This window comes from Leisingera sp. F5 (assembly GCF_001593695.1).
Genome location: NZ_LUKH01000593.1, coordinates 1 through 2,046 on the forward strand (window position 1 = coordinate 1; position 2,046 = coordinate 2,046).

The 2,046-nt window shown below is 63.0% G+C and carries 2 protein-coding genes and 1 pseudogene; 1 reads left to right on the top strand and 2 read right to left on the bottom strand.

The genetic code is table 11. The annotated features are described in order from the left end of the window. Both A2I95_RS33635 and A2I95_RS33640 read right to left on the bottom strand, forming a co-directional pair. Window positions 1–373 (bottom strand): hypothetical protein (locus A2I95_RS33635; RefSeq protein ID WP_291736810.1); only part of this gene is annotated, 373 nt, incomplete at its 3' end. Between the two features lie 2 nt (window positions 374–375). Beyond that, window positions 376–1,542, bottom strand: coding sequence for a 4-hydroxybenzoate 3-monooxygenase (locus A2I95_RS33640; protein WP_051372053.1), 1,167 nt, complete (start codon window positions 1,540–1,542; stop codon window positions 376–378). 159 nt (window positions 1,543–1,701) lie between these two features. Here A2I95_RS33640 and A2I95_RS33645 point away from each other — a divergent pair. Further along, window positions 1,702–2,046 (top strand): annotated as a pseudogene (locus A2I95_RS33645) (hypothetical protein); the annotation flags it as partial.

The following is a 2,046-nucleotide window of genomic DNA, read 5'->3' on the forward strand; positions in this document are numbered from 1 at the left end:
CATCGGTCGGGATGAACCCGTCGGCGACCCCCTGCATATGCACATGCCGCCCGGCCCCAAGGGTAAAACTGCCGGCCTGAAACTCGGCATATGCCTCACGCAGGGCCTGGGTTTCATTGATGGCCCGGTCTGTGCGGCCGCTGCCCTGCAGGGAACCGCCGGCAAACAGATCCAGCGAGCCGCCGGCGGCGTCCATGCTGTGGGAGAAACGATAGCTCAGACGCCCGAATACGCCGGTGCCGCTATCGGTGAAATTGGGGTTGCCGCCTCGAACTCCGGTGGCGAAATACCCGTTGAATTCCGCCTGTGCTGGTGCCGCAGCGGCCAGGGCCGCGGACAGGACCAGGCCGGGTTTCAGAAGTCTTTGCAGCATGGTCAGGCCGCCTCGGCACCGGTGTAATCCCGGCAGAACAGGCGCAGCTGCTCAGGCGAAGCCAGAAGGGTGTCCAGCCGGGTCAGTTTCAGACGGTTCTCAAACGGATCTCCCGAGGGCGGCGCATGCAGAAGATCCGTCATCTGCCACGAGAAAGCCTGCCCGGCCCAGGCCCGTTTCAGCGCCTTTTGCGCATACTCCGCCAGGGCGTTCTGCCGGCCTTCAAACAGCAGCTTGCGGAAGCTTTCGCTGAGCGCCCGGATGTCTGCGATGGCCAGGTTCAGGCCCTTGGCTGCCGAGGGTGGCACGGTATGGCCTGCGTCCCCGGCCAGAACCACATTTCCAAGCTGCATCCGGTCCGCCACATAGCCCTGCATCCGGACCATCAGCCGTTCTGTAACCTTGCCTGGGCTAAAGCTCACATCCGGCCCAAGGCGGCGCTGCATTTCGCTCCAGAAACGGTCATCGGACCAGTTGCCGGTCTGGTCGTCCGGCCCGCACTGCAAATAGGTGCGGCTGACCGTGTCCGAGCGCATCGACCACAGGGCAAACCCCCGCGGATGGTAGGCATAAGTCAGTTCCGGCGAGACCGGAGGGGTTTCGCTCAGCACGCCGACCCAGGAAAACGGCAGGCGCCTGCTGCTGCCGCCCCCGGCACCGTTCACCAGCCGGCGCGCCGGACCGTGCGCCCCATCGCAGCCGGCAACAAAGCGGCATTCCAGCCTGTGTTCGGCACCGTCCTTGCGATAGGTGATGATATGCGGTTCCGATTCAGGATCCGACAGCCGGATGTCTTCGGCGCCGTAAACCGGGCTGCGGCCGCTTGCGGCCAGGGTATTGGTCAGATCGCACGTCAGCGCCGACTGGCCGTAAACCGTGCAGGAATGCCCGCCGCTCAAGGCCTCAAGATCAATACGCCGGGTCTGATCCCGCCAGCGCAGGTTCATGCCCCGCTGCGGCAGGCCCAGACGATCCAGACGCCCGGCCAGCCCGGACTGGCGCAGGAACGCAACGCTGGCGTGATCCAGCTGCCCGGCCCGGACCCGGCGCTGCACATGTGCGCGGCTGCGGTGTTCCAGCACCTGGTTGTCGATTCCCAAACGGTCCAGAAGAAGCGAAAGAAGCAACCCGGACGGGCCGCCGCCAATAATACCAACCGTCGTGCGCATGGGGATTACCGCTCCGCTTTGCTGTTTCGCGCCGACGCTAGATAGCAGCGGCGGATACCGGAACTCTCAAAGTCGATAGGTGACAGGCGGGCCGCAATTCCCGCCTTATCCGGGCAATTCACCTCAGCCTGACGGCGTTTCCAGCCGGTTGATGAGCCTATGGCAGTAAAAGGATACAGAGCCTTGAAACTTCTTCTCGTTGACAATTTTGATAGTTTTACCAATAATATAGCGGATTTTTTGCGCGGCCAGCGTGATGGTCTTTGCATCGATGTCATCCGCAATGACTGCTACGAATTTCTGCAGAGCCCGGAATTTTTGAGCTATGACGGCGTCATCATCTCTCCGGGGCCGGGCAATACCAGTGTTGCCAAGGATCTTGGCATCTCCCTGGATATTCTGCGCCGCGACAGCCGCCCTGTGCTGGGGGTCTGCCTGGTCCATCAGGCGATGATCGTCGAGGCCGGCGGCGTCGTTGAACTGGCGCCGCAGCCGATGCACGGG

Excerpts from the sequence above, each read along its gene's own strand:
- A2I95_RS33640 (WP_051372053.1), bottom strand. The coding sequence starts at position 1,542 with ATGCGCACGACGGTTGGTATTATTGGCGGCGGCCCGTCCGGGTTGCTT.